The following is a 21,773-nucleotide window of genomic DNA, read 5'->3' on the forward strand; positions in this document are numbered from 1 at the left end:
GGGATCACCGCCCTGCGCGGCGGTGATCCACCGGCGGAAGCGGATCACTGGTCGGGCGTCCCCTCGCGCTCGCTCCCTCGGGCGAGGCTTCGGGCCTGCCCTTCGTGGATGCCGCTTGCCCATTCCCAGCCGGGCTTGGGCGATACGACCCGTGGGTCGCTGGTGACCCGGGCGTCACGCAGGTCCTCCACGTACGCCCGGTCCCGTGTGATCCTTGCGCGTACCTCCTCGCCCCTGGCGACGGATCCGTGTCCGGGGACGAGGACATCGACGTCGTCCGCCACGCCCTCGAGCAGTCCCAGCCCGGCGAGGTAGTCCTCGATCGGGTTGTCGGTGTCGTCGAGCATGGGGACGAAGACATCGGAGAGCATGTCGCCGGCGATGAGAACCCGGCGTTCCCCGACCAACAGCGCCGCATGGCCCGGGGCATGCGCCGTATGCTCGATGATCCGCACCTCGGGGCCGTCCCAGGGAAGCTGCGCGGTTCCGGCAGGCAGACCGGTGATGAGGCCGTACAAGGCCAGTGGTGTGTCCCCGGCGATTTCCGGCGGCAGCCCCTCGGTGACGCCGGCCTTCCAGTCCGCGTTCGACAACACGTCCCGCATGAAGGCCGCGCAGCGGGCCGTGCCGTAACGAGGCGCTTCACCGAGTTCGGCATGCCAGAGCACGTGATCCCAGTCGGGATGCGTCGAGAAGCCCGCCACCACGGGCCGGCCCAGCTCACGAAGGTCGTTCGCCAGGCAGGTCATCTCGGCGCCGGTGATCCCGGCGTCCACGAGCAGCACGCCGTCCCTGCCCTGCACGACAACGGTGTTGTTCTCGAGCAACTCGCTCCGGTGGATCAGTACACCCTCGGCGACCTGCTTCAGCATGGGCCCCTCCCGTTCGAAGTCTGCGGCCGCGTCTTGACCGGCACTGGGTCGTTGGTCCTGCTCAAGATCGAACTGCCTGCCCGGTCTACGGCGTCACCCCACCAGAGGGTCTGACGCGCATCAACACGGCCGGAGGGGGGTGTGCGACGGCGACCCCCGACGACGGGACCGCCCACGGAGGCTTCTTCGATGGTGAGCCTATGCCGGATGACGGCTCCGAGATGGCGCTGACGCCAGCGGCAACCGCACATCGTCCGCGGCCACTTCGGCGGCCCTGCCGTCCGCTACGTCCTGGACGAGAACTCCATGAGTTTTTGATCAATAGTGGGTGTGCAGGCCAGGCCGCTCCTACCTGCGAGTCTGCTGGCGTTGCCGTCACCACTGCCCTCAGTGGTCTACACCGCCTGGGGGGTTCAGGAATTCCGAATGCGTGTCAAGCGGCTTTGTCGTGGGGGGTTAGGCTGATGGTCAGGTCGGCGCCGAGAGCCTGAGCCAGGCGGCGCAGGAGGGGAAGCGTGGGCACGGTCCCGCCGCCTTCGAAGCGGGAGATCTGCGGCTGCTTCATCCCGCACCGCTCGGCCAGCTCGGCCTGGGACAGCCCGAGCTCGACGCGCCGGTCGTGGACGAGTTGCCCGAGCTCACGGGCGAGCGCGGAAGGCGGGTCCTGCATGGTTCCTCCCCGCCTCAGGCCGCTGGGGCGACAATGGTCACGGTGGGCTCGTCTCCGCCGGCGAGGTGCACGTCCACCGTGAGGTCCAGTGCGCGGGCCAGGCGCATGATGACCGCGATGGGCGGCAGCTCGGTGGCCGTCTCGATGCCTTCGATGTCATCGACGTCGACGTGCATGCGCTCGGCGAGATCGGCCTCGCTCAGGCCCAGCTGCTTACGCCGGTCGTAGACGGCCTTGCCCAACGTCATGGCGAGACCGGCCTCTTCGTAGACCCGGTCGTACTCGGGGTCGGCGTCCAGGTGTTCGCCCAGCAACTGGCGGTGGCGACGGGTCCTCCATTCGCTGTGGTTCATCGGTTCTCCTTGAGGTTGCGGCTGTAGAGGTCGTGCTCAGCGGCGGCTTCATGCTCTGCCTCGCACAATCGCTGTGCGGCGTGGGCGCGGTCCACTTCGGCCTGCTCGCGCATCTTGGTCTTGCGGAACACGGTGAGCAGCACGACACGTCGGCCGGGCGCCAGCCAGTAGGTGATCCGCTGATGGGCATCGCCCAGGCGGAAGCGCAGCTCGCGGAGCTTGCCGCCCAGGTGACGGGAGTGCGGTTCGTCAAGCGTGGTGGGCTGCTCGGCGAGCAGGTCGGCGACGCGTTCGGCCTGCTTGTAGTGAGGGGCGGGAATGTTCTCCAGCCACAGCCGCACCTCCGGCTCGATCTCAATCGAGTACCGCCCGCTGTCCATATCGCCGATGGTATATCGTGCGGGGCGCGAGAGCGCGAACATGTGGTTCAGGTCGTGTGCCGTCGCCGCGACCGCAGCCACTCCAGCGTCGCACACCCCCGGTACTCCCCTTCGTCCTGATGCCGCGGCGCCGCCCGCAAACCAGCGGCAGCCTGCCGAGGCGACACAGGGGCGGCTTCTTTCGGCGGGATTAGGCCCGAGCGGGAGAGGACGCGTACGGCTGGGCTGTGGTTCCCGGTGACGACGACCGTGCCGCCGGCGTCGCCGGTGAACGGACGAGGGCCGTCGGACGTGTCGTCCGACGGCCCTCCGCTCCTCGGCGCCCCCGCCCGTGACGCTCAGCCCCGGCGTGCCCCGGCCCGCGGGCGGGAGCTCTTGCTTCCGTTCGGCCAGAGCCTCGGGCGGCGCTTCGCCGCGAGGTCCTCGACCCAGCCGGTCGCGAGCACCACCAGGCCGATGAGCGGCCAGATGAACGTGAACGTCCAGAGCTCGTAGGTGCTGTTGAGGGCCTCCACCCCGCGCTCGTTCTGCATGAACGGGAGCTTGTACAGCAGGTCGACGAGCGGGAAGGTGAGCGCGATCAGCAGGTTGTGCCAGAGGTAGATGGTGACCGCCCGGTTGTTGGACAGGGTCACCAGCCGGTCCCAGCCGGCGAGCCGTCCCGGCAGTTCCTGCCACGACGGCGAGTACTGGAGCAGGATCACCACGAACCCGAACGACCAGGCGGCCTGGGCCAGCGGGATGTCGTTGAGGTTCCACCCCGAGTCGCCGAGGTGGCCCGAGGCCCACCACAGGCCGAACGCCATCACCAGGGAGGCGCAGGACACGGTGATGTAGCGCGGGACCTGCTTGAGCATGCCGTCCTGGTGGGCGAAGCCGAGCACCCAGCAGGAGCCGTAGACCGCGAAGTCGGTGACCGCGTTGCCGGTCTCGCCGGGGATGGTGACCAGCCCGGTGCCGACGACGGCCGTGAGGCCGAGCGGGGCGAGCAGCGTCGGCCAGGGCGCCCGGCGGAACGCCCACAGCAGCAGCGGGGAGGCGAGCACGAACCACAGGTAGGCGCGCAGGTACCACAGCGGCCCCACCGCGTCGGTCGCCCAGGTGGCGCCCAGCGGCCCGAGGTCCCCGGCCTCGAAGGGGTAGGGCGGGGCGCCGATCGGGACCAGGTAGTTGAACAGCTTGACCAGGCCCCAGAGCCCGCCGCCCTGGCCGGGGTCCTTGCCCGGGTTCCAGCCGCTGACGAACAGCAGCGTCAGCATGATGGCGCCGAAGATCCACAGGGGGGGCAGCAGACGGCGGAGCCGTCCGCGGATCACGCTCCACGCGGGCCGCTTCAGCGACCTGGCCATCAGCGAGCCGGCGAGCGCGAACATCACGCCCATCGACGGGAACAGCACCGTCAGCCAGGCCCACCCGAAGAGGTGGAAGACGACGACGCGGACCAGGGCGATGGAGCGCAGCAGGTCCAGGTACCGGTCCCGGCCCGGCTTCTCGCGGGCCGGCGCCTCGGCGGGTTCCGGAGCCGGTTCCGGAACCGGCTCCGTGGTGTGCTGCCGGGGGAACGGGTACGGCGGCTGCGGGGCCGTGCCCGTGTGTCCGCCGTACGGGGTCGGGTACGGGCCGGCCGGTCCCGGGACCGGGCCGGCGCCGGACGGGTGTCCGTGGGTCATGCCACCGGCCTCCGGTCGTCGTGGTACGCCTGGCCGCTCGGCACGGCCCCGTTCACGGGCGCCCCGACCACACCGGTGCGGCGCAGCTTCTGCCAGCGCAGCCGGCCGCCGGTGAGCGCGGTGATCCAGGACTGGAGCAGCACGACGTACATGAGCTGGCGGTAGAGGATCTGCTGCAGCGGCAGCGAGATCAGGTGGGTCATGCGTTCCTTGTCCAGGCGGAACGCGTACGCGGCGCAGACCGCCTGGATGGCCAGCACGCCCAGCCACGCGAGGATGGTCTGCTGGGTCGGTCCGAAGACCAGGCCGTACAGCAGGAAGACGTCGATCAGCGGGGCCAGCAGCGGGGCCACGATCATGAACAGCGAGACGAAGGGCAGGCCCACCCGGCCGAAGCGGCCGGAGGGACCCTTCTCGACGAGGGCGCGGCGGTGCTTCCAGATGGCCTGCATGGTGCCGTACGACCAGCGGTAGCGCTGCGACCAGAGCTGCTGCACGGTCTCCGGGGCCTCGGTCCAGGCGCGGGCGTTCTCCGCGTAGACCACGCGCCAGCCCGCGCGGTGCAGCGCCATGGTGACGTCGGTGTCCTCGGCGAGCGTGTCGTCGCTCATGCCGCCGATGGGCTCCAGCGCCGACTTCCGGAAGGCGCCGACGGCTCCCGGGATGGTCGGCATGCAGCGCAGGATGTCGTACATCCGGCGGTCCAGGTTGAAGCCCATCACGTACTCGATGTGCTGCCAGGCGCCGATGAGGCTGTCCTTGTTGCCGACCTTCGCGTTGCCGGCGACGGCGCCGACCTTCGGGTCGCCGAAGGGCTGGACGAGTTCACGGACGGTGGACGGCTCGAAGACCGTGTCGCCGTCCATCATCACGACGATGTCGTACCGGGCGTTGGCCAGGCCCCGGTTGAGGGCGGCGGGCTTGCCCGCGTTGAGCTGGCGGATGACCCGGACGTTGGGCAGGCCCATCGCCTCGACGATGCGGGCGGTGCCGTCGGTGGACCCGTCGTCGATGACCAGCACCTCGATCGGGTGATCGCTGGCCATCAGGGAGGTGACGGTGTTCTCGATGCACTTGGCCTCGTTGTACGCCGGGACGAGCACCGTGACCGGCTCGGTGACCGGCGGGCCCCAGCGGAATCTCCTGCCGCGCACCCGGCGGGCGTGGGCGCCGGACAGCAGCAGCATCAGCACGAAGCGGGCGATGACCAGGGTGCCGATGATCGCCAGGCCGACCACCAGCACGTCGGTGATCTTCTCGGAGGCCTGCACCAGGAAGATCCAGGCCTTGCCCTTCCAGAGCTCGGGTCCGGTGACCGTGCTGTGCGCGCTGGGCGCGTCCAGGGCCTCGGTCAGGTTGTCGAACTCGTAGCCCTTCTCCTTCAGGTCGGGCAGGAACCTGTCGAGCGCGGCCACGGTCTGGCTGCGGTCGCCGCCGGAGTCGTGCATGAGGACGATGGCGCCCTCGCCGTTCTCCGGGGTGGCGCGGCGGATGATCTCGGCGACGCCGGGCCGCTTCCAGTCCTCGCTGTCGGTGTTGTTGACGACGGTGAGGTAGCCGCGGCTGCCGATGTACTCGGTGACCGGCCACGACTCGTTGTCCATGGCGGCGGAGAAGGAGGAGTACGGCGGGCGGAACAGCGAGGTGCGGATGCCGGCCGCGCCGGTGATGGCGAGCTGGTTCTGCGACAGCTCCCAGTCGATGCGCTCCTTGGACTGCAGCGACAGGTCGGGGTGGTTGAAGGTGTGCAGGCCGATCTCGTGGCCCTCGTCGACCATGCGCTGGACGAGGTCCGGGTAGCGGGAGGCCATGGTGCCGGTGACGAAGAAGACGGCGTGCGCGTCGTGCTTCTTCAGCACGTCGAGCACCTTCGGCGTCCAGGTGGGGTCCGGGCCGTCGTCGAAGGTGAGCACCAGGCGGCCGTCCGGCACGCTGAGGGTGGTGGCCTCGCCCGTGCGGACGTCGATCACCGGGCCGCCCTCGAGTATCTCCTTCGGCACCTCGGTGGTGGGCGCCGGGTTCTGCACCCGGTGGTCGGCGAGGATCTCGCTGTGCACGTAGCCGCGCAGCATCAGCATGGCGGAGAGGGCGACCAGGACCAGCAGCGGGAGCAGCAGGCGCAGCGGTACGCGACGGCGCAGTGCGCCGCGCCGGTCCGGGCGGGGCGCCCGGCGGCGGTGGGAGGGGGGTGCCATCAGAGGACGTTCTCCGGGGACGGTGCGAGGGTGGGGGCGGAGTCCGCGCCCGCGGCGGGTTCGGCGGCGACCGGGCGGCCGCCGGACGGAGCGGAAAGGCTGTCGGTGCCGCCGGCCTCGCCGGCGGCGGGGTCGGGCGTCCCGGGCTGCGGGACGTCGTCCTCGGTCGTCGGCGTGGAGGGCTGGGTGCTGGTGCCTCCGCCGGCCGGGGGCGTCTCGGCGGCGGATCCGCCGTCCGCGTCGGCGCCGCCGGTGCCCGGCTGGGAACTGGCGCGGCCGGTCGGCGTGGCCGCCGGGGCGCCGCCGTCGGGCTGCTCCACGGCGTTGCCGGCGCCGCCGGTACCGCCCGCCGCGGGCGCGGAGGCGCCGGGTCCGGGCAGTTCGGCGGCGCCCGGGGTGGGCGGCACGACGCCCGGGTCGGGGCCGGCGCCGGAGCTGGGGGCGGGGCCGGGGTCGGTCGCGGAGGGCCGGGGCGTGGTCTCGACCTGCCCGGCGGGCTTGTCCTCCTGGCCCGGGACGGGCATCCAGGGGGCGTCGGAGTTGCCGGACAGCAGGGTGGCGACCATGACGACGGCGTAGCCCACGCAGGCGAGGCCGACGGCCAGGCCGATACGGCGGTAGAGCCGGTTGCGGCGGCCCGACTCGTCGACGAACACGGGGGCCGCCTCGGGCGCCGCGCCCGCTCCGGGGGTACGGCTCAGCACACCGTCGGCGCCTATCTGCACGGCGTCGAGCTGGACCGTCACCTCGTGCGGGTCGTGGGTGGCCTCGCCGGTGCCGCCGGGTTCCTCCTGCCAGGGGTCGCGTACGGCGGTGCCGGTGTCCCCGGGGACCGCGGCGTCCGCGGCCGGGACCCGGGCCGTGGCGCCGGCGTCCGCCGTCCCGGCGGCCGGGAAGGCCGGGGCCGCCGGGCGGGGGACGCGCAGGGCGGTGGTGCGCTCGGAGTCGTAGGTCTCGTCGGCGACCCGGCGCTCCGCGGGCGCGGGCGGCTTCCCGAAGGCGTCGAAGCGGTCCCGGCCACCGGACGCCACGGAGGCGCCGGACGGGCCGGGCCGGGCGGGCGGCTCCGCGCGTCCGTCCACCTCGGGCAGCACCTGCGTACGGTCCTCGCCGCCGGTCCTGGCGGGCGGGACCGTGCGGCCGGCCGCGTCGGGCAGCACCTGGGTCCGGTCGTCGTTCCCGGACGGGGGCAGCACCTGCGTCCGGTCGTCGTCACCGTTCCCGGACGGGAACACGCCAAGACGCGTCCAGCGTTCGTCCAGGGAACCAGAACCGGAACCGGCGCGGAGGCTCTCCGCGCCGTCTCTCACGCCGGGTCCGACGGGCCGGTCCGCCAGGGGCATCACCCGTGTCTCACGGGCGGCCTCGTCCCCTTCCGCGAACCTCCGGGAAGTGCCGGCCCACTGCGGCCGCCCCGGTTGGGCGTCTTCTCGCCACTTCTCCACGCGCTCGCACTTCCCCCCAACGGAGTCTTCGGCGCGCGTACGACCCGAGCACCCGTCGGCGGACCGGGCCCCCACCCGCTCCGAGCGCCCCGTTTATCACACCGTGCTCGGGCATCGAATGTAGCGCACCCGGAGGTCGCGTGTTCCCGGGGCGACCTTTTGTGTCAGCAGCGAGACATTGGGTGCGTTCCCATGACGGCGGCGTCGGTCTCCGGGAGCCAGGAGTCCCCGGGTCGCCGCAGCCAGCCCCGCCCGGCGGCGAGCTCGGCCGCCGACTCGCGCAGTTCGGTCAGAGCGGGATGCATCATGCCCTTCCGCCACACGAGCGACACGGGCGAGAGGGGCACCGGCGCCACCAGGGGCCGCGACACCGTCCCCGGGAGTGGCGGAAAACCGACCACGGCGAGGATCGGATGCCCGGTCCGCGCCATCACCCGCTGGAACTCCTCCTCCCCCACCGCCAGCGGCGCGGGCGGCGCGAGCGTGATCCCCCGGTCCTCGAACAGCCGCCGCGCCAGGTCCGTCCACTCCTCCGTGCGGTCGTTGCCCGCCCCGGCGTACACGGTCACGCCCGCCAGCGCGGCCAGCGGCACCTCCGGCAGCGCGGCCAGCGCGTGGTCCTCGGGCAGCACCACCGCCATCGGCTCGTACCGCACCGGCTGCTGGTCCAGCCCGGCCCGCACCGCCGGCGCGAGCCCCGCGAACCGGCCGAACGACGCGTCCAGCCGCCCCGCGAGCAGCTCCCCCGCCGCCCAGGTCAGCCCGCTCTCGTAGCGGGCCATCAGCTCGTGCCCGGGGGCCCGCTCACGCGCCCGGCGCAGCACCTCGCGATGGGTCCCCAGGCCCGGGGAGTTGAGGTCCACGAGCAGCGGACGGCTCCGTCCGGCGGCGGCGAGCAGGTCGTCCTGCGCCTGGAGCGCCGCGCGGACGTACGGCAGCAGGCGCTCGCCGTCGGCGGTGAGCGTGACCCGGCGGGTGCTGCGCACGAACAGTTCGCAGCCCAGCTCCCGCTCCAGGCGCCGCACGTCCCGGCTGAGCGCCTGCTGGGCGACGTGGAGGCGCGCGGCGGCGCGGGTGAAGTGCAGCTCCTCGGCGACGGTGACGAAGGCGCGCAGCAGACGGGGATCGACGTGGGCGGTGGCGGGCATTCCGCGAACTTACAACACAGGTGCGTCAATGGGCCCGGAGAAGGTGTTGGACCGGCCACCTGACCAGGGGGGACGGTGAGGCCATGCCTCAGCCGCCCCCGCGGGACACCCGCCTGTACACCGTCACCGCCGACACCCTCGTGGCCGTCGACCTCGCCCCGCGCGCCCGGCGCGAGCCGGGCCCGTACCGCCGTCTGTTCGCCCTGCCCGGCGCCCGCGCCTTCACGGCGGGCAACCTGCTCGCCCGGCTGCCGATGGGCATGTTCGGAGTGAGCGCGATCCTGATGATCTCCGGGGTCCGCGGGTCCTACGCCCTGGCCGGCGCCGTCACCGCGACCGGGCTCGCGGCCACGGCGGTGGCCGCCCCGTGGACCGCGCGCCTGGTGGACCGGTACGGACAGGCCCGGGTGGCCCTGCCGGCCACGCTGGTCGCCGTGCTGGGCTCGCTCGCCCTGGTGCTCTGCGTGCGCCACGACGCCCCCGCCTGGACCCTGTTCGCCGCCTACGCGGCGACGGCCACCACCCCCAACACCGGGGGCATGTCCCGGGCCCGCTGGGCGCACCTGCTGAAGGACAGACCCGGCGACCTGCACATCGCGAACTCCTTCGAGCAGGCCGCCGACGAGCTGTGCTTCATGCTCGGCCCGGTGCTCGCGGCCCTGCTGTGCGGGGCCCTCTTCCCGGAGGCGGGCACGCTGGCCGGCGCGACGTTGCTGCTGACGGGCGTCGCGCTGTTCGCCGCACAGCGCTCCACGGAGCCCCCGGCCGTCCCCCGCGCCCCGGGAGGGGCGCCGCTGCGCGCGCCCGGCGTACGGCCGCTGCTGCTGGTCTGCCTGGCCACGGGCGGGGTGTTCGGCTCCCTGGAGGTCGTGACGATCGCGTTCGCGGACGAGCAGGGGCACCGCACGGCGGCCGGCGTGGTGCTGGCGCTCCAGGCGGCCGGCTCCTGCGCGGCGGGCCTGCTGTACGGGACGGTGCGCCCGGCCGGGTCCGCGCGCTCCCGGCTGGGCTGGTGCCTGGCGGCGATGGCCGCGCTGATGACCCTGCCGCTGCTCGCCGCCGCCCTCACCGGCTCGCTGCCGGTCCTGGCGGGCGCGCTGCTGGTGGCGGGGATGGCCACCGCCCCGACGATGGTCACCACGATGACCCTGGTGCAGCGGTCCACCCCCGAGGGGCGGCTGAACGAGGGCATGACGCTGGCGGTGACCGGGCTGCTGGGCGGGATCGCCTGCGGCAGCGCGGCCGGCGGCTGGATCGTGGAGCGCGTTTCGGCCACCGCCGGGTACGGAGTGCCGGTGGCGGCGGCGCTCACCGCCCTCGCGGTCGCCGGGGCGCTCCTGGTGTCCGGGCCGTCGAACCGCTCCAGGGATCACCGTTCGCCCCATTGACGGCCACGGGTCCCGCACCTACCTTCACCCGTCGAAGCGCTTCGACAGGGGCGTCGGCCGCTTCCTCCCCCACGGACCGTGCCCCCGAGGACTCCCGATGGCGAAGATCACGGATGTGGCCCGGCGCGCCGGCGTCTCCCCCAGCACGGTCTCGTACGCGCTGAGCGGCAAGCGGCCGATCTCCGACGCGACCCGGCGCCGGGTGCAGGCCGCGGTGCGCGAGCTGGGCTACCGCACGGACGGCGGGCGGTCCCGGCCGGGCGGCAGGGCGAAGGTGCTCGCCCTGGCCGTGCCCCTGCGCCCCGGCATCCATGTGCCGGTGGTCACCCGGTTCACGCTGTCGGTGGTCACCGCCGCCCGCGCCCGGGACCACGACGTGCTGCTGCTCACCGAGGGCGAGGGCGACGAGGGCATCGGACGGGTGACCCGGACGGGGCTGGCGGACGGCGTGATCGTGACGGACGTGCAGTGGCAGGACCCCCGGCTGCCGCTGCTGCGTGCGTGCCCCGTGCCGTCCGTGCTGGTCGGCGTGCCCGCCGAGGCGGACGGCCTGACCTGCGTGGACTTGGACTTCCGGGCGGCCGGGGAGCTGTGCGTGGACCATCTGGCGGGGCTCGGGCACCGCGCGGTGGCGCTGGCCGGCTCGCCGCCGGAGGTGTACCTCCGGCGGACCGCGTTCGCCCGCCGCCTCGTGGAGGGCTTCACCTCTGCCGCCGACCGGCACGGGCTGGCCTCGACGGTGCTGCCGTGCGGCACCGGCCGGGACGCGGCCCGCGCGGTCGTGGAGCGGCTGCTGCGCGACCTGCCCGCGCTGACCGGGGTGGTGGTGCACAACGAGCCGCTCGTCGACCCGCTGATCGAGGCGTTCGAGGAGCGGGGGATGCGGGTCCCCGGTGACGTGTCCCTCACCGCCGTCTGCCCGGCCCCGGTCGCCGAGGCGGCCCGCGTCCCGGTCACCTCGGTGGCCGTCCCGGCCGCCGAGCTGGGCGCCCGCGCGGTGCGTCTGCTGGTGCGCAAGCTCTCGGGAGCGGCCGTGCCGGGCACCACCCTGCTGCCGCCCCGCCTGACGGAGCGGGCGAGCACGGCGCCGCGCGGACACTGAGGCTCAGCCAGGTCCGCCGGGCCTTCCCCGGCCGGTACGCGGCGCACAGGCGTACGCCGAGGACGTACGCCCCGGCCGTCCCGCACCGCGCGTCCCCGGTCGCGGGGTGCGGCTCGTGCGGCCGCATGACAAAGGCCCCGCCGCTCGCGCGACGGGGCCTCTGCCCACATGGGGTCGTGGAGATGGCGGGAATCGAACCCGCGTCCAACGGTGCGGAACCAGGGCTTCTCCGTGTGCAGTCGGCTGTGCTTTTCTCGGCCCCGGAGATCACGCCGACAAGTCTCCGACGGGCCCAGTCACTGTGAGATTTCCCTTTTCACCCCGTGACCGGGATCAAGGTTTAGTTCCCTAGCTGATGCCAGGATCCGGGTCGGGAACACCCCCGGGCTGACACTCCCTTAAGTAGGGGAGCCGCTGCTCGCTACCTGAAGATCAGGCAGCGAGGGCGAGCTCGCCCTGGGAGATGGATCGCTTGGAATTGGCGATTATTTTTTTCGGCCTGTGGTTTACGAGATCATGGCCGCTTCCTCGACACGCTTCCCCTGCTTCGACAGCCGCTGTCGAAACCGATCATCCCCATGTTGTGTTGTCAAACCCTCCCGGAGGAGGTGACCCGCACCCGCTGTGAGGTGCGAAGCCATCGTACGTGACCAACGCGGGTCGATGCCAGCCTATTCCCGCGGGGTCCCGGCGGCCTCAGGCCCGCTGCTTCCTGCGCACCGCGGAGATCGCCCGCTCGGCCTCCCTCCGGTCCTGCTTCTCGCGCAGCGTCTGCCGCTTGTCGTACTCCTTCTTGCCCTTGGCGAGCGCGATCTCGACCTTCGCCCGGCCGTCCTTGAAGTACAGGGTGAGCGGCACGATGGTGTGGCCGGTCTCCTGGGACTTGGCCTCCAGCTTGTCGATCTCCTCGCGGTGCAGCAGCAGCTTCCGCTTGCGCCGGGCGCTGTGGTTGGTCCAGGTGCCCTGGCTGTACTCCGGGACGTGCACGTTGTGCAGCCACGCCTCGTGGTCGGTGAGCTGGACGAAGCCGTCCACCAGCGACGCCCGTCCCTGGCGCAGGGACTTCACCTCGGTGCCGGTGAGCACCAGGCCCGCCTCGTAGGTGTCGATGATGAGGTAGTCGTGGCGCGCCTTCTTGTTCTGCGCGATCAGCTTGCGCCCTTTTTCCTTAGCCATAGTGCCGCCCATTTTCGCACCACACGGGGGCTCCCGGGGAAGCCGATTACCGGGCCCGGCCTACCGGCCGAGTCCGCCCACGACCGTCTCGGCGCGCTCCAGGGCCTGCGCGCCGGCCTCCAGGTCGGGGGTGAGGCCGTGGCCGTCGACGCCGCGGCCCGAGGGGGTGCGGTAGTGGCCGACGGTCAGTTCGGCGACGGAGCCGTCGGGCAGCTCGGTCGGCATCTGCACCGAGCCCTTGCCGAAGGTGCGGGAGCCCACGACGACCGCCCGTCCGCGGTCCTGGAGGGCGCCGGTGAGGAGTTCGGCCGCGCTCATCGTCCCCGCGTCGACCAGCACCACCAGGGGTCTGTGCGTGTCGCCGCCGGGCTCGGCGTGCAGGGCGCGCTGTTCGCCCTCGACGTCGTAGGTGGCGACCAGGCCGCCGTCGAGGAAGGCGGAGGCCGCGGTGACCGCCTCGGCGACCAGGCCGCCGGAATTGCCCCGCAGGTCGAGCACGACGCCGGACTCCTCCGGCGCCTCGCGCACGGCGGTGCGGACCTGCTCGCCGGAGCCCCTGGTGAAGGCGGTGACCTGGACGACCGTGACCCCGGAGGGCAGGGAGCGGACGGTGACCGTCTCCCGGGAGAGCCGGGCGCGGCGGACGGTCTCGCTCCACGAGCGCGAGCCGCGCTCCAGTCCGAGCCGTACGGTGCTGCCGGCGCTCTTGCCCGCCGTGTCGCCGCGCAGTAAGGAGACGACCTCGGTGACGGGCCGGCCGTCGACCTTCTCGCCGTCGACGCTGCGCAGCCGGTCGCCCGCGCGGATGCCCGCCTCGGCGGCGGGGGTGCCGCTGCCGACCTTGGTCACCTCGATCCGCCCGTCCCGCTCGCGGGCCCACAGGCCGACGCCGGTGTAGGCGCCGTTGAGGCCGGCCTCGAACTTCTCGTACTCGTCCGGGGAGTAGACGGCGGCCCAGCGGTCGCCGCTGCGGCTGACCGCGCGCTCGGCGGCCTCCAGCGGGGAGTCGCCGTGGGCGGCGGCCTCCTCGGCCGCCCGGAAGACCTCGGTGCGGTGTCCGACGGGCGCGGCCTGCCCGGCGCCGTCCGCGGAGGTGCCGCGGCCGGCGCCGGGCAGGCTGCCCGTGGCCGCGCCGGCGACGAGCACGCTCGCGAAGACCAGGGTCAGGGCGGCGCCGCGGCGGACGCTGCGGGGCCGACAGAACGGGTCACGACCTGACATGCCGGTGAGTCTAGGACAACGCACAGGGGCGCACGGTCCGTTGACCGCGCGCCCCTGGGGGCAAGTGTCACACCTTCAGGTACTTGCGCAGCGCGAAGAACGCGGCCAACGCCGGCATCAGCAGACTGGTCGCGAGGATGAGCGGGAGCTTCGTCAGAACGGCGTCCCAGCCGATGAAGTTGATCAGGCTCAGCTTCTCCGACAGGGCGAGTCCGTGGTCGATGATGAAGTACCGCGCCAGGATGAGGAAAGTGCAGGCGAGGCCGCCGCCGATGAGTCCGGCGACCGCGGCCTCCATGATGAACGGCGCCTGGATGTAGAAGCCGGAGGCGCCCACCAGACGCATGATCCCGGTCTCGCGGCGGCGGCTGAACGCGGACACCCGGACGGTGTTCACGATCAGCATCAGGGCGACGACCAGCATCAGCGCCATCATCGCGAGGGCGGCGATGTTCATGCCCTCCAGCAGGCCGAAGAGGTTGTCCAGGGTGCCCTTCTGGTCCTCCACGGACTGCACCCCGTCCCGCCCGTCGAAGGCGGTCGCGATGACCTGGTACTTCTCCGGGTCCTTCAGCTTGACCCGGTACGACTCCTGCATCTGGTCCGGCGTGAGGGAGCTGGCCAGCGGCGAGTCGCCGAACTGCTCCTTGTAGTGCTTGTACGCCTCGTCCTGCGACTCGTACGTCACCGTGTCGACGACCGACATCTTCTCCAGGTCGGCCTTGATCTGGCTCTTCTGGTCGTCGGTCACCGCGCCCTTGGCGCAGTTGGGGTCGGACTCGGCGTCGCTCTTGTTACAGAGGTAGATGGAGACGTTGACCTTGTCGTACCAGTAGCCCTTCATCGCGCTCACCTGGTCGCTCATCAGGAGCGACCCGCCGAACAGGGCGAGCGACAGGGCGACGGAGACGACGACCGCGAAGGTCATCGTCAGGTTGCGGCGGAGACCGACGCCGATCTCCGACAGGACGAACTGGGCGCGCATGGCGTCTGATCAAGCCTTTCCGTGGAGCGTCAGTGCTGGTAGCCGTAGACGCCGCGTGCCTGGTCGCGCACGAGGCGGCCCTTCTCCAGCTCGATGACGCGCTTGCGCATCTGGTCCACGATGTTCTGGTCGTGCGTCGCCATCACCACGGTGGTGCCCGTCCGGTTGATGCGGTCGAGCAGCTTCATGATGCCGACGGAGGTCTGCGGGTCGAGGTTGCCGGTGGGCTCGTCGCAGATGAGCAGCTTGGGCCGGTTGACGAAGGCCCGCGCGATGGCGACGCGCTGCTGCTCACCGCCGGACAGCTCGCCCGGCATGCGGTCCTCCTTGCCGCCGAGCCCGACCAGGTCGAGCACCTGCGGCACGGACTTGCGGATCTCACCGCGCGACTTGCCGATGACCTCCTGCGCGAAGGCCACGTTCTCCGCGACCGTCTTGTTCGGCAGCAGGCGGAAGTCCTGGAACACGGTTCCCAGCTGCCGCCGGATCTGCGGCACCTTCCAGTTGGAGACGCGGGCGAGATCCTTGCCCAGGACGTGCACCTGACCGTGGCTGGCCCGCTCCTCGCGGAGGATCAGCCGCAGGAAGGTGGACTTTCCGGAGCCGGAGGACCCCACGAGGAACACGAACTCGCCCTTCTCGACCTCCAGGGAGACGTCCCGGAGGGCGGGGCGGTTCTGCTTGGGGTAGACCTTGGACACGTTGTCGAATCGGATCACGGATGCACCACGGGTAGCCGGGGGTAGATGAGCGTGACCTTACGCGACCCGGAGAGCCGAGCGCAGTCACCGGAGGGGGTTGTGGAGAAGATGCGCCCTTTGTTCCGGCCGGCGCCGGCCGCCCGGGGGGACGGCCGCGCTCCCGCGGGGGGTCCCGACCGGGGAGGACCCGGCGCGGTCCCGGCGGGAACCTGGCACAGTGGAGGGGGAACGTTCACCCGGTGGTGGGCGTTGAACCCCAGGAATCGGCGCGAGGAGGGCGAGCGCATGACGTACGACCGGCTGGTGTGCGCGAACTGCGCCGCGCCCGTGAGCGAGGGCCGGTGCCCCGTGTGCCGGGCGAACCGCGAGCGGATGCAGCAGGAGAACTTCTTCGCGGGGCTGAACCCGATGATGCTGATCGTCCTGCTGGCGGTGCTGGTGGCGGCGGTGGCGCTGCTCGCCCACCAGACCGTCTGACCGTCCGACCGGGACGGACGGGGGTCCACGGACACGGCGAGGGCCCGGAGCGCCGCGGCGGCGCTCCGGGCCCTCGCGTCATGGCGTGCGCACGGTGCGTGCGTGCGCGGCCACCGTCAGGCGGCCGCGCCGCCGCGGCCGGTCATCAGGCGCGGCAGCACCCGGAAGCCGACACCGCCGGCGATCATCGTGGCGGCGCCGATCACCAGGAAGGTGGTCTCGGCGGCGCCGGTCTCGGCCAGCTCCTTGCCGCTGCCCTGGGCGGAGGTGGCCGGGGGCTCCTCGCCGGTGTCGGTCAGGGCGGAGGAACCCTCGTCCTGCGGCGAGGCGCCGCCGTCGGGGTCGAGGCCGCCGCCGGGGGCCTCGGAGGGCTCCTCGACCGGGCTCTCGTCGTCGCCCGGGGTCTCGCCGCCGGGGGTCTCGCCGCCGGGGTTCTCACCGCCGGGGTTCTCACCGCCGGGGTTCTCACCGCCCGGGTTCTCACCGCCCGGGTTCTCACCGCCCGGGTTCTCACCACCGGGGTTCTCACCGCCCGGGTTCTCACCGCCCGGGTTCTCACCACCCGGGTTCTCACCACCCGGGTTCTCACCACCGGGGTTCTCACCACCGGGGTTCTCACCACCGGGGTTCTCACCGCCCGGGTTCTCACCACCCGGGTTCTCACCGCCCGGGTTCTCGCCACCCTCCTCTTCACACTCCGGAGTGACCACGATGTCACAGATGGGGCTCTCGTCAGCCTGAGCAACACCCGTCACCATCAGCGACGCACCCGCAGCGACCACGGCGCCGGCTGCGATGCGTGCGACGCGAAGCCGCGTCTTCTTCGTCATATGCGTGCTACCCCCAGTAGCTGATCGTCAATGAGGCGGCGCCCGGGGCCGTGATCAACGGAGGTAACTGTGGTGAAACGCCCCCCGGTTCACATGCGCCCCAGAATTGCGCATGCCGCCCTTCACCCTTCCGACTTTCCAAAAGAACGTCAAGGCCGTTGCGCGCGCGATGTCCGGCTCCGCGTGCTTTGCGCGACACGGAAGCCGTGACTGTGACACAGATCCCGGACACCCCCGACACGACAAGGCAACTGCCGCTGAATAAGCGGCAGTTGCCTTGTCGACATATCGGCGTCCGGGCGGAGCCTTACTTCTCCTGCTGCTTGCGCCAGCGAATTCCGGCCTCGAGGAAACCGTCGATCTCGCCGTTGAACACGGCCTCCGGGTTGCCGACTTCGAACTCCGTGCGCAGGTCCTTGACCATCTGGTACGGGTGCAGCACGTACGAACGCATCTGGTTGCCCCAGGAGTTGCCGCCGTCGCCCTTGAGGGCGTCCATCTTGGCCTGCTCCTCCTGGCGGCGCCGCTCCAGCAGCTTGGCCTGGAGGACGTTCATCGCGGTGGCCTTGTTCTGGATCTGCGACCGCTCGTTCTGGCAGGAGACCACGATGCCGGTGGGGAGGTGGGTGAGCCGCACCGCGGAGTCGGTGGTGTTCACGCCCTGGCCGCCGGGGCCGGAGGAGCGGTAGACGTCCACGCGCAGTTCGGACTCGTCGATCTCGATGTGGTCGGTCTGCTCGACCACGGGGAGCACCTCGACGCCCGCGAAGGAGGTCTGGCGGCGGCCCTGGTTGTCGAAGGGCGAGATGCGCACCAGGCGGTGCGTGCCCTGCTCGACGGAGAGGGTGCCGTAGGCGTAGGGCGCCTGCACGGAGAAGGTGGTCGACTTGATGCCGGCCTCCTCCGCGTACGAGGTCTCGATCAGCTCCGTCTTGTAGCCGCGCTGCTCGGCCCAGCGCAGGTACATGCGCTGCAGCTTCTCGGCGAAGTCGGCGGCGTCCACGCCGCCCGCCTCGGCGCGGATGTTGACCAGCGCCTCACGGGAGTCGTACTCGCCGCTGAGGAGGGTGCGGACCTCCATCTCGTCCAGCGCCTTCCGGACCGACGCGAGCTCCGACTCGGCCTCCTCGCGGGTGTCCGGGTCGTCCTCCTCCTCGGCCATCTCGAAGAGCACGGCGAGATCGTCGATCCGCGAGCGCAGGGCCTCGGCCTTCCTCACCTCCGCCTGGAGGTGGGACAGCTTGCTGGTGATCTTCTGCGCCTCGTCCGGGTTGTCCCAGAGGGACGGCGCGGCCGCCTGCTCCTCGAGCACGGCGATGTCTGCCCTCATCTTGTCGAGGTCCAGGACGGCCTCGATCGACTCCATGGTCGAGGAGAGGGACTTGAGCTCTTCGGATACGTCGACGACTGCCACGCCCTCCAGCGTAACGGCTTCCCGCCGTGGGCCACGCCGGACGGGGGCCGCCCGTCCCCCTCCCGCCCCCGGGGGCTCCACCCCCGGACCCCCTGTCGCGCAGTTCCCCGCGCCCCTGAGGGAGTCGTCCTCCCCTTGCCTCACAGGGGACGGCCGGGGCCGGGGCGGACCGCACCGGGCGGGGTGCCGCCCGCCCCCCTCCCGCCCCCGGGGGCTCCACCCCCGGGCCCCCCGTTGCGCAGTTCCCCGCGCCCCTGAAGGGGATCGCCTCCCCCGTCTTCAGGGGACGGCCGGGGCCGAGTTCTCCGTGCCGGTCGGTGGGGGGGCGGCTTCTTCCGAGGTGGCCAGCCAGGTGCCCACGCCCGCCGCGGCCAGGAGCGTCGCCGCCAGCGCCAGCGTGAGGCGGCGTCGGCGGGCGACCGCGCGGTTGCGGGCCGAGCCGGGGCGGGGGGCGCCGGCCGCGCGGGGGGCGCGGGCCGTGCCGTGGGCTCCGCCCGCCAGTTCGTCGGGCGCGGGGACCCGCATCGACGTGTGCGTGTCGCGGTTGGAGTCGGACGGCTTCGCGCCCGGCACCAGCGGGACCGCGCCCCGGCGGCGTACCGGCTGTCCGGCGGCGGGGGCCGCGCCGGCCGGTTCCTCGGCGGTCTCCTCGGCCGGGTCGGTGTCCGGCTCGTCCACGTCCAGCGGCGGCATCCCCTCCAGCATCGGCAGCAGCTCCCGCAGCCGGGCGGCCAGCTCGGAGGCGCGCAGCCGGGACGCCGGGGCCTTCGCCAGGCACTGCACCAGCAGCTGCCACAGCTCGTCGGGGATGCCGGGCAGCGGGACGACCGTCTCGGTCACGTGCCGGCGCAGCACCGCGCCCGGGTGGCCGCCGCCGAACGGCGTGAAGCCCGCGAGCAGCTCGTAGAGGACCGTGGCGAGGGCGTAGATGTCGACGGCGGCGCGCGGCGGGAGGCCCTCGACGATCTCCGGGGCCAGGTAGTCCGGCGTGCCGATGATCTTCGAGGCGCGGGTGCGGCGCGGGGTGTCGATGAGTTTCGCCACGCCGAAGTCGGTGAGCAGGGCGCGGTGCGAGCCGCCGGGGCCGAGCGGGCCCTCCATGTCGAGCAGGATGTTCTCCGGCTTGACGTCCCGGTGCACGACCCCCGCCGCGTGCGCCGCCGCCAGGCCGTCCGCGACGTCGGCGACGATCGCCACCGCGGCCTCCGGGGCGAGCCGGCGCTCCCGGTCCAGCCGGGTGCGCAGGTCGGTGCCCCGGACCAGGTCCATGACGAGCGCGAGGTCGTTGCCGTCGACCACCAGGTCCCGTACGGACACCACGTGCGGGTGCTCCAGGCCCAGCAGCGCCGTCCGCTCCTGCACGAAGCGGCCGACGAGCTCCTGGTCCGAGGAGAGATCCTCACGCAGCAGCTTGATGGCGACGGGCCCCCCGGGACCCTCGCCCAGCCACACCGTGCCGGCGCTGCCCCGCCCGAGGATCTGGTGGGCGGTGTACCGGCTGCCGATTCTCCGTGCCAAGACTGCTCCTACCGACGCGTGTTGTCGCCCAAGCTACGCGTCCGGACAGGTGACCTTCACCGGAGACCCGGAAATCGGGCCCCGGATGTCGACAAAGCGGCAGACGAGCTCAGTTCGCCGGGTCCGAGGGCCCGCCCAGGTCCTCGATCCAGCCCGTGATCGAGCCGAACCAGTCGCTGAGCTGGTCCCAGTAGCCCTTGCCGGTGCCGATCCAGTCCTGGAGCGGGCTCAGCTCCCAGATCAGCCAGCTCGCCACGAACAGGATGAGCAGCGTGAACAGGCACCCCTTCAGACACCCCAGGCCGGGGATGCGCATCGGGTTGGCGCCGCGCTGCCGGGGCTGGCGCGGCTCCCGCGCGGGGCGCTGCGGCTCCGGCGGCGGCGCGTACCGCTGCGGCGGCTGGGGCTGCTGCCGGCGCTGGCGCTCCGGCGGCGGGGCGTACTGCTGCGGCGGGGGCTGCTGCGGGTAGCCGTACCCGGGGCCGGGCTGCTGCGGCTGCTGCTGGGGGCGGCGCTGCGGCTGCTGGGGCGGCTGCTGCGGGGGCCGGGCCACCTGCCGCTGGGGGCGGCGGCGCAGCGGGTCCTGGCTGGGGTCGAGGTACTGGACCTGGGTCTGCTCGTTGCGGTCGCGGGCCGCGCGGAGCTGGGTCTGCCAGGGGTGCGGGTCGTCGGGGCCGCCGGCGGCCTGGCCCGGCTGACCGGGCGGCACCGGGGGCATCACGGCCGTGGGGTCGGCCGCGCCGGGCGGCGGGCCGGTCTGCGGCAGGACGCTGGTCGCGGCGTGCGGGTCGTAGGCGCCGTTCGGGTTCTGCGGCAGCACCTGCGTGGGGTCGGAGGCGCCGGGGGCGGACGGCTCGCCCGGCACCGGCGCGGGCGCGGGGTCGGGGGCGAGGAGCGCGCCGACGTTCTCCGCGGCGGAGATCTGCGCCGAGTTCGCGTGCACGCCGATGCCCGCGGCGACGACCCGCAGGCCGCGCGCGAGGTTCTCGGCGCTGGGCCGCTCCTCGGGGTTCTTGCGCAGGCAGCGCTCGATGACCGTCCACAGCGGGTCGGGCACGCTGGACGGGCGGCGCGGCTCGGCGCTCAGGTGCTGGTGCAGCACCTCCAGGGCCGACGTGCCGGAGAACGGCGGGCGGCCGGTGACCAGCTCGTACAGCAGGATGCCGGCGCCGTAGACGTCGACGGCGGAGGTCTGCGGGCGGCCCTCGGCGGACTCCGGCGCGATGTACGCGGGCGTGCCGACGAACTCGTGGGTGCGGGTCAGGCCCGGGGAGTCGGCGAGGCGCGCGATGCCGAAGTCGGTGAGCATCGGGTGCAGCTCGTCGCCCTCCTGCTTGAGCAGGACGTTGGCGGGCTTGAGGTCGCGGTGCACCACGCCGTCGGCGTGGCTGGCGCCCAGCGCGTCGGCGATCTGCGCGGTCAGCAGGGCCGCGGCGACGGGCGTGAAGGGGCCGTTCTCCCGCAGGTGGCGGTGCAGGTCGGGGCCCTCGACGAGGTCCATGACCAGCGCCAGCAGCTCGCCCTCGACCACCAGGTCGCGGACCCGGACGATGTTGGGGTGGGTGAGCCGCAGCAGGACGGAGCGCTCCCGCAGGAAGCGCATCACGACGTCGGCGTCGCCCGCCAGCTCCTCCTTGAGGACCTTGATCGCCACGGTCTCGCCGGGCTGGCCCGGCACGGCCGCCTCGGCGCCCGCGGTCTCCCGCTGGCGCGCACGCCAGACGGTGCCCGTGGCGCCGCGTCCGAGCGGCTCCTCGAGCAGGTACTTGCTCCCTACCGGCCGCACGTCATGCGCTCCCTGCTGCTTGCCTGGCTGGCGTACACCGTGGTCCACCCTGCTGCGGAATGTTCCGACCCACTGTAGTGCCGCCGCGCGGGATACCGGCCGGCCGACTTCCGCGTCGCCCCGTGCCGGGTCCTGCGCACCGGTTCCCGTTCCCGTTCGGCGGTTCGGTTGACCGCGCGGATTCCGCGTGTGCGCGGAGTCTGCGGGAAAGACGCCCGACTCTGTCCGTTGGTTGCCGCGGCCCGGACGTGACCGATCTCAAGTCGGCCCGGAACGATCATCCGTGCGTCATTGGTCAGGCATTTTTACGGGCAGAGCCGACCAATCAAGATCATTCGATGCCCGGAGGCGGGCGCGCTGTCGGTGACAGGTGCGAGGATGCGGGCAGTACTGGCCGTACGTGCGCGTGTGGCGGTGGGGGAAGTCCGCGGTGGGGGACCGC

Annotated in this window: 18 protein-coding genes, 1 other RNA gene and 1 pseudogene; 3 read left to right on the forward strand and 17 right to left on the reverse strand. The window is 72.6% G+C overall.

Annotation, left to right across the window (positions count from 1 at the left end; all coding sequences use genetic code 11):
• Positions 1-44 precede the first annotated feature (44 nt).
• The 8 genes and pseudogenes from ACWH4W_RS02475 to ACWH4W_RS02510 all read right to left on the reverse strand — a co-directional run bounded on the left by ACWH4W_RS02475 (position 45) and on the right by ACWH4W_RS02510 (position 8,733).
• A complete protein-coding gene (locus ACWH4W_RS02475; protein WP_473074210.1) occupies positions 45-872 on the reverse strand; it encodes an MBL fold metallo-hydrolase in 828 nt (275 codons plus the stop codon).
• A 433-nt stretch (positions 873-1,305) separates the two neighbouring features.
• A pseudogene (locus tag ACWH4W_RS02480) lies at positions 1,306-1,521 on the reverse strand (helix-turn-helix domain-containing protein); the annotation flags it as partial.
• 35 nt (positions 1,522-1,556) lie between these two features.
• Positions 1,557-1,895, reverse strand: a complete 339-nt coding sequence (locus tag ACWH4W_RS02485; protein ID WP_103815984.1) for a helix-turn-helix domain-containing protein — start codon at positions 1,893-1,895, stop codon at positions 1,557-1,559.
• A complete protein-coding gene (locus tag ACWH4W_RS02490) occupies positions 1,892-2,275 on the reverse strand; it encodes a type II toxin-antitoxin system RelE/ParE family toxin (protein WP_473077392.1) in 384 nt (127 codons plus the stop codon). The genes ACWH4W_RS02485 and ACWH4W_RS02490 overlap by 4 nt, the downstream gene beginning before the upstream one ends.
• Positions 2,276-2,613: 338 nt before the next feature.
• Positions 2,614-3,945, reverse strand: coding sequence for an acyltransferase family protein (locus tag ACWH4W_RS02495; protein ID WP_473074211.1), 1,332 nt, complete (start codon positions 3,943-3,945; stop codon positions 2,614-2,616).
• Positions 3,942-6,140, reverse strand: coding sequence for a bifunctional polysaccharide deacetylase/glycosyltransferase family 2 protein (locus ACWH4W_RS02500; protein ID WP_473074212.1), 2,199 nt, complete (start codon positions 6,138-6,140; stop codon positions 3,942-3,944). The genes ACWH4W_RS02495 and ACWH4W_RS02500 overlap by 4 nt, the downstream gene beginning before the upstream one ends.
• On the reverse strand, positions 6,140-7,375 hold the full coding sequence (locus ACWH4W_RS02505; RefSeq protein WP_473074213.1) for a DNA polymerase III subunit gamma/tau domain-containing protein: 1,236 nt from the start codon (positions 7,373-7,375) through the stop codon (positions 6,140-6,142). The genes ACWH4W_RS02500 and ACWH4W_RS02505 overlap by 1 nt, the downstream gene beginning before the upstream one ends.
• A gap of 374 nt (positions 7,376-7,749) precedes the next feature.
• Positions 7,750-8,733: a LysR family transcriptional regulator gene (locus ACWH4W_RS02510; RefSeq protein ID WP_473074214.1), complete on the reverse strand. Its 984-nt coding sequence runs from the start codon at positions 8,731-8,733 to the stop codon at positions 7,750-7,752.
• An 83-nt stretch (positions 8,734-8,816) separates the two neighbouring features.
• Here ACWH4W_RS02510 and ACWH4W_RS02515 point away from each other — a divergent pair, with 83 nt between their 5' ends.
• Together ACWH4W_RS02515 and ACWH4W_RS02520 are read left to right on the forward strand one after the other, a co-directional pair.
• The gene (locus tag ACWH4W_RS02515) at positions 8,817-10,121 is read left to right on the forward strand and encodes an MFS transporter (protein WP_473074215.1); all 1,305 of its coding nucleotides are present in this window, start codon (positions 8,817-8,819) and stop codon (positions 10,119-10,121) included.
• 97 nt (positions 10,122-10,218) lie between these two features.
• Positions 10,219-11,223: a LacI family DNA-binding transcriptional regulator gene (locus tag ACWH4W_RS02520; RefSeq protein WP_473074216.1), complete on the forward strand. Its 1,005-nt coding sequence runs from the start codon at positions 10,219-10,221 to the stop codon at positions 11,221-11,223.
• Positions 11,224-11,397: 174 nt separating this feature from the next.
• Here the strand turns inward: ACWH4W_RS02520 and ssrA are convergent.
• The 5 genes from ssrA to ftsE all read right to left on the reverse strand — a co-directional run bounded on the left by ssrA (position 11,398) and on the right by ftsE (position 15,324).
• Positions 11,398-11,801, reverse strand: a transfer-messenger RNA (tmRNA) gene (gene ssrA, locus ACWH4W_RS02525).
• Positions 11,802-11,919: 118 nt separating this feature from the next.
• On the reverse strand, positions 11,920-12,399 hold the full coding sequence (gene smpB / locus ACWH4W_RS02530; RefSeq protein WP_473074217.1) for an SsrA-binding protein SmpB: 480 nt from the start codon (positions 12,397-12,399) through the stop codon (positions 11,920-11,922).
• 60 nt (positions 12,400-12,459) lie between these two features.
• Entirely contained in the window at positions 12,460-13,620 is a 1,161-nt protein-coding gene (locus tag ACWH4W_RS02535) for a S41 family peptidase (protein WP_473074218.1), read from the reverse strand.
• A gap of 67 nt (positions 13,621-13,687) precedes the next feature.
• The gene (gene ftsX, locus ACWH4W_RS02540; RefSeq protein ID WP_473074219.1) at positions 13,688-14,605 is read right to left on the reverse strand and encodes a permease-like cell division protein FtsX; all 918 of its coding nucleotides are present in this window, start codon (positions 14,603-14,605) and stop codon (positions 13,688-13,690) included.
• 29 nt (positions 14,606-14,634) lie between these two features.
• Positions 14,635-15,324 (reverse strand): cell division ATP-binding protein FtsE, encoded by a 690-nt coding sequence (gene ftsE, locus ACWH4W_RS02545; RefSeq protein WP_004987389.1) that lies wholly within the window; start codon positions 15,322-15,324, stop codon positions 14,635-14,637.
• Between the two features lie 267 nt (positions 15,325-15,591).
• Here ftsE and ACWH4W_RS02550 point away from each other — a divergent pair, with 267 nt between their 5' ends.
• On the forward strand, positions 15,592-15,783 hold the full coding sequence (locus ACWH4W_RS02550; RefSeq protein WP_473074220.1) for a hypothetical protein: 192 nt from the start codon (positions 15,592-15,594) through the stop codon (positions 15,781-15,783).
• Between the two features lie 116 nt (positions 15,784-15,899).
• Here the strand turns inward: ACWH4W_RS02550 and ACWH4W_RS02555 are convergent, their stop codons facing one another.
• From ACWH4W_RS02555 to ACWH4W_RS02570, 4 genes are all read right to left on the reverse strand, one after another.
• On the reverse strand, positions 15,900-16,493 hold the full coding sequence (locus tag ACWH4W_RS02555; protein WP_473074221.1) for an LPXTG cell wall anchor domain-containing protein: 594 nt from the start codon (positions 16,491-16,493) through the stop codon (positions 15,900-15,902).
• Positions 16,494-16,920: 427 nt separating this feature from the next.
• Positions 16,921-18,027 carry a peptide chain release factor 2 gene (gene prfB / locus ACWH4W_RS02560; RefSeq protein WP_473074222.1) on the reverse strand — a complete coding sequence of 369 codons (1,107 nt, stop codon included), beginning with the start codon at positions 18,025-18,027 and terminating at the stop codon, positions 16,921-16,923.
• 279 nt (positions 18,028-18,306) lie between these two features.
• Positions 18,307-19,545: a serine/threonine-protein kinase gene (locus tag ACWH4W_RS02565; protein WP_473074223.1), complete on the reverse strand. Its 1,239-nt coding sequence runs from the start codon at positions 19,543-19,545 to the stop codon at positions 18,307-18,309.
• A gap of 109 nt (positions 19,546-19,654) precedes the next feature.
• Positions 19,655-21,331 (reverse strand): serine/threonine-protein kinase, encoded by a 1,677-nt coding sequence (locus ACWH4W_RS02570; protein WP_473074224.1) that lies wholly within the window; start codon positions 21,329-21,331, stop codon positions 19,655-19,657.
• Positions 21,332-21,773 lie beyond the last annotated feature (442 nt).

The organism is Streptomyces sp. DSM 120436 (assembly GCF_055778765.1).

Coding starts and splice junctions, on each gene's coding strand:
- ACWH4W_RS02495 (WP_473074211.1), bottom strand. CDS start 3,945: ATGACCCACGGACACCCGTCCGGCGCCGGCCCGGTCCCGGGACCGGCC.
- ACWH4W_RS02520 (WP_473074216.1), top strand. CDS start 10,219: ATGGCGAAGATCACGGATGTGGCCCGGCGCGCCGGCGTCTCCCCCAGC.
- ACWH4W_RS02510 (WP_473074214.1), bottom strand. CDS start 8,733: ATGCCCGCCACCGCCCACGTCGATCCCCGTCTGCTGCGCGCCTTCGTC.
- smpB (WP_473074217.1), bottom strand. CDS start 12,399: ATGGCTAAGGAAAAAGGGCGCAAGCTGATCGCGCAGAACAAGAAGGCG.
- ACWH4W_RS02485 (WP_103815984.1), bottom strand. CDS start 1,895: ATGAACCACAGCGAATGGAGGACCCGTCGCCACCGCCAGTTGCTGGGC.
- ACWH4W_RS02535 (WP_473074218.1), bottom strand. CDS start 13,620: ATGTCAGGTCGTGACCCGTTCTGTCGGCCCCGCAGCGTCCGCCGCGGC.
- ACWH4W_RS02515 (WP_473074215.1), top strand. CDS start 8,817: ATGCCTCAGCCGCCCCCGCGGGACACCCGCCTGTACACCGTCACCGCC.
- ftsX (WP_473074219.1), bottom strand. CDS start 14,605: ATGCGCGCCCAGTTCGTCCTGTCGGAGATCGGCGTCGGTCTCCGCCGC.
- ACWH4W_RS02490 (WP_473077392.1), bottom strand. CDS start 2,275: ATGGACAGCGGGCGGTACTCGATTGAGATCGAGCCGGAGGTGCGGCTG.
- ACWH4W_RS02550 (WP_473074220.1), top strand. CDS start 15,592: ATGACGTACGACCGGCTGGTGTGCGCGAACTGCGCCGCGCCCGTGAGC.
- ACWH4W_RS02475 (WP_473074210.1), bottom strand. CDS start 872: ATGCTGAAGCAGGTCGCCGAGGGTGTACTGATCCACCGGAGCGAGTTG.
- ACWH4W_RS02500 (WP_473074212.1), bottom strand. CDS start 6,140: ATGGCACCCCCCTCCCACCGCCGCCGGGCGCCCCGCCCGGACCGGCGC.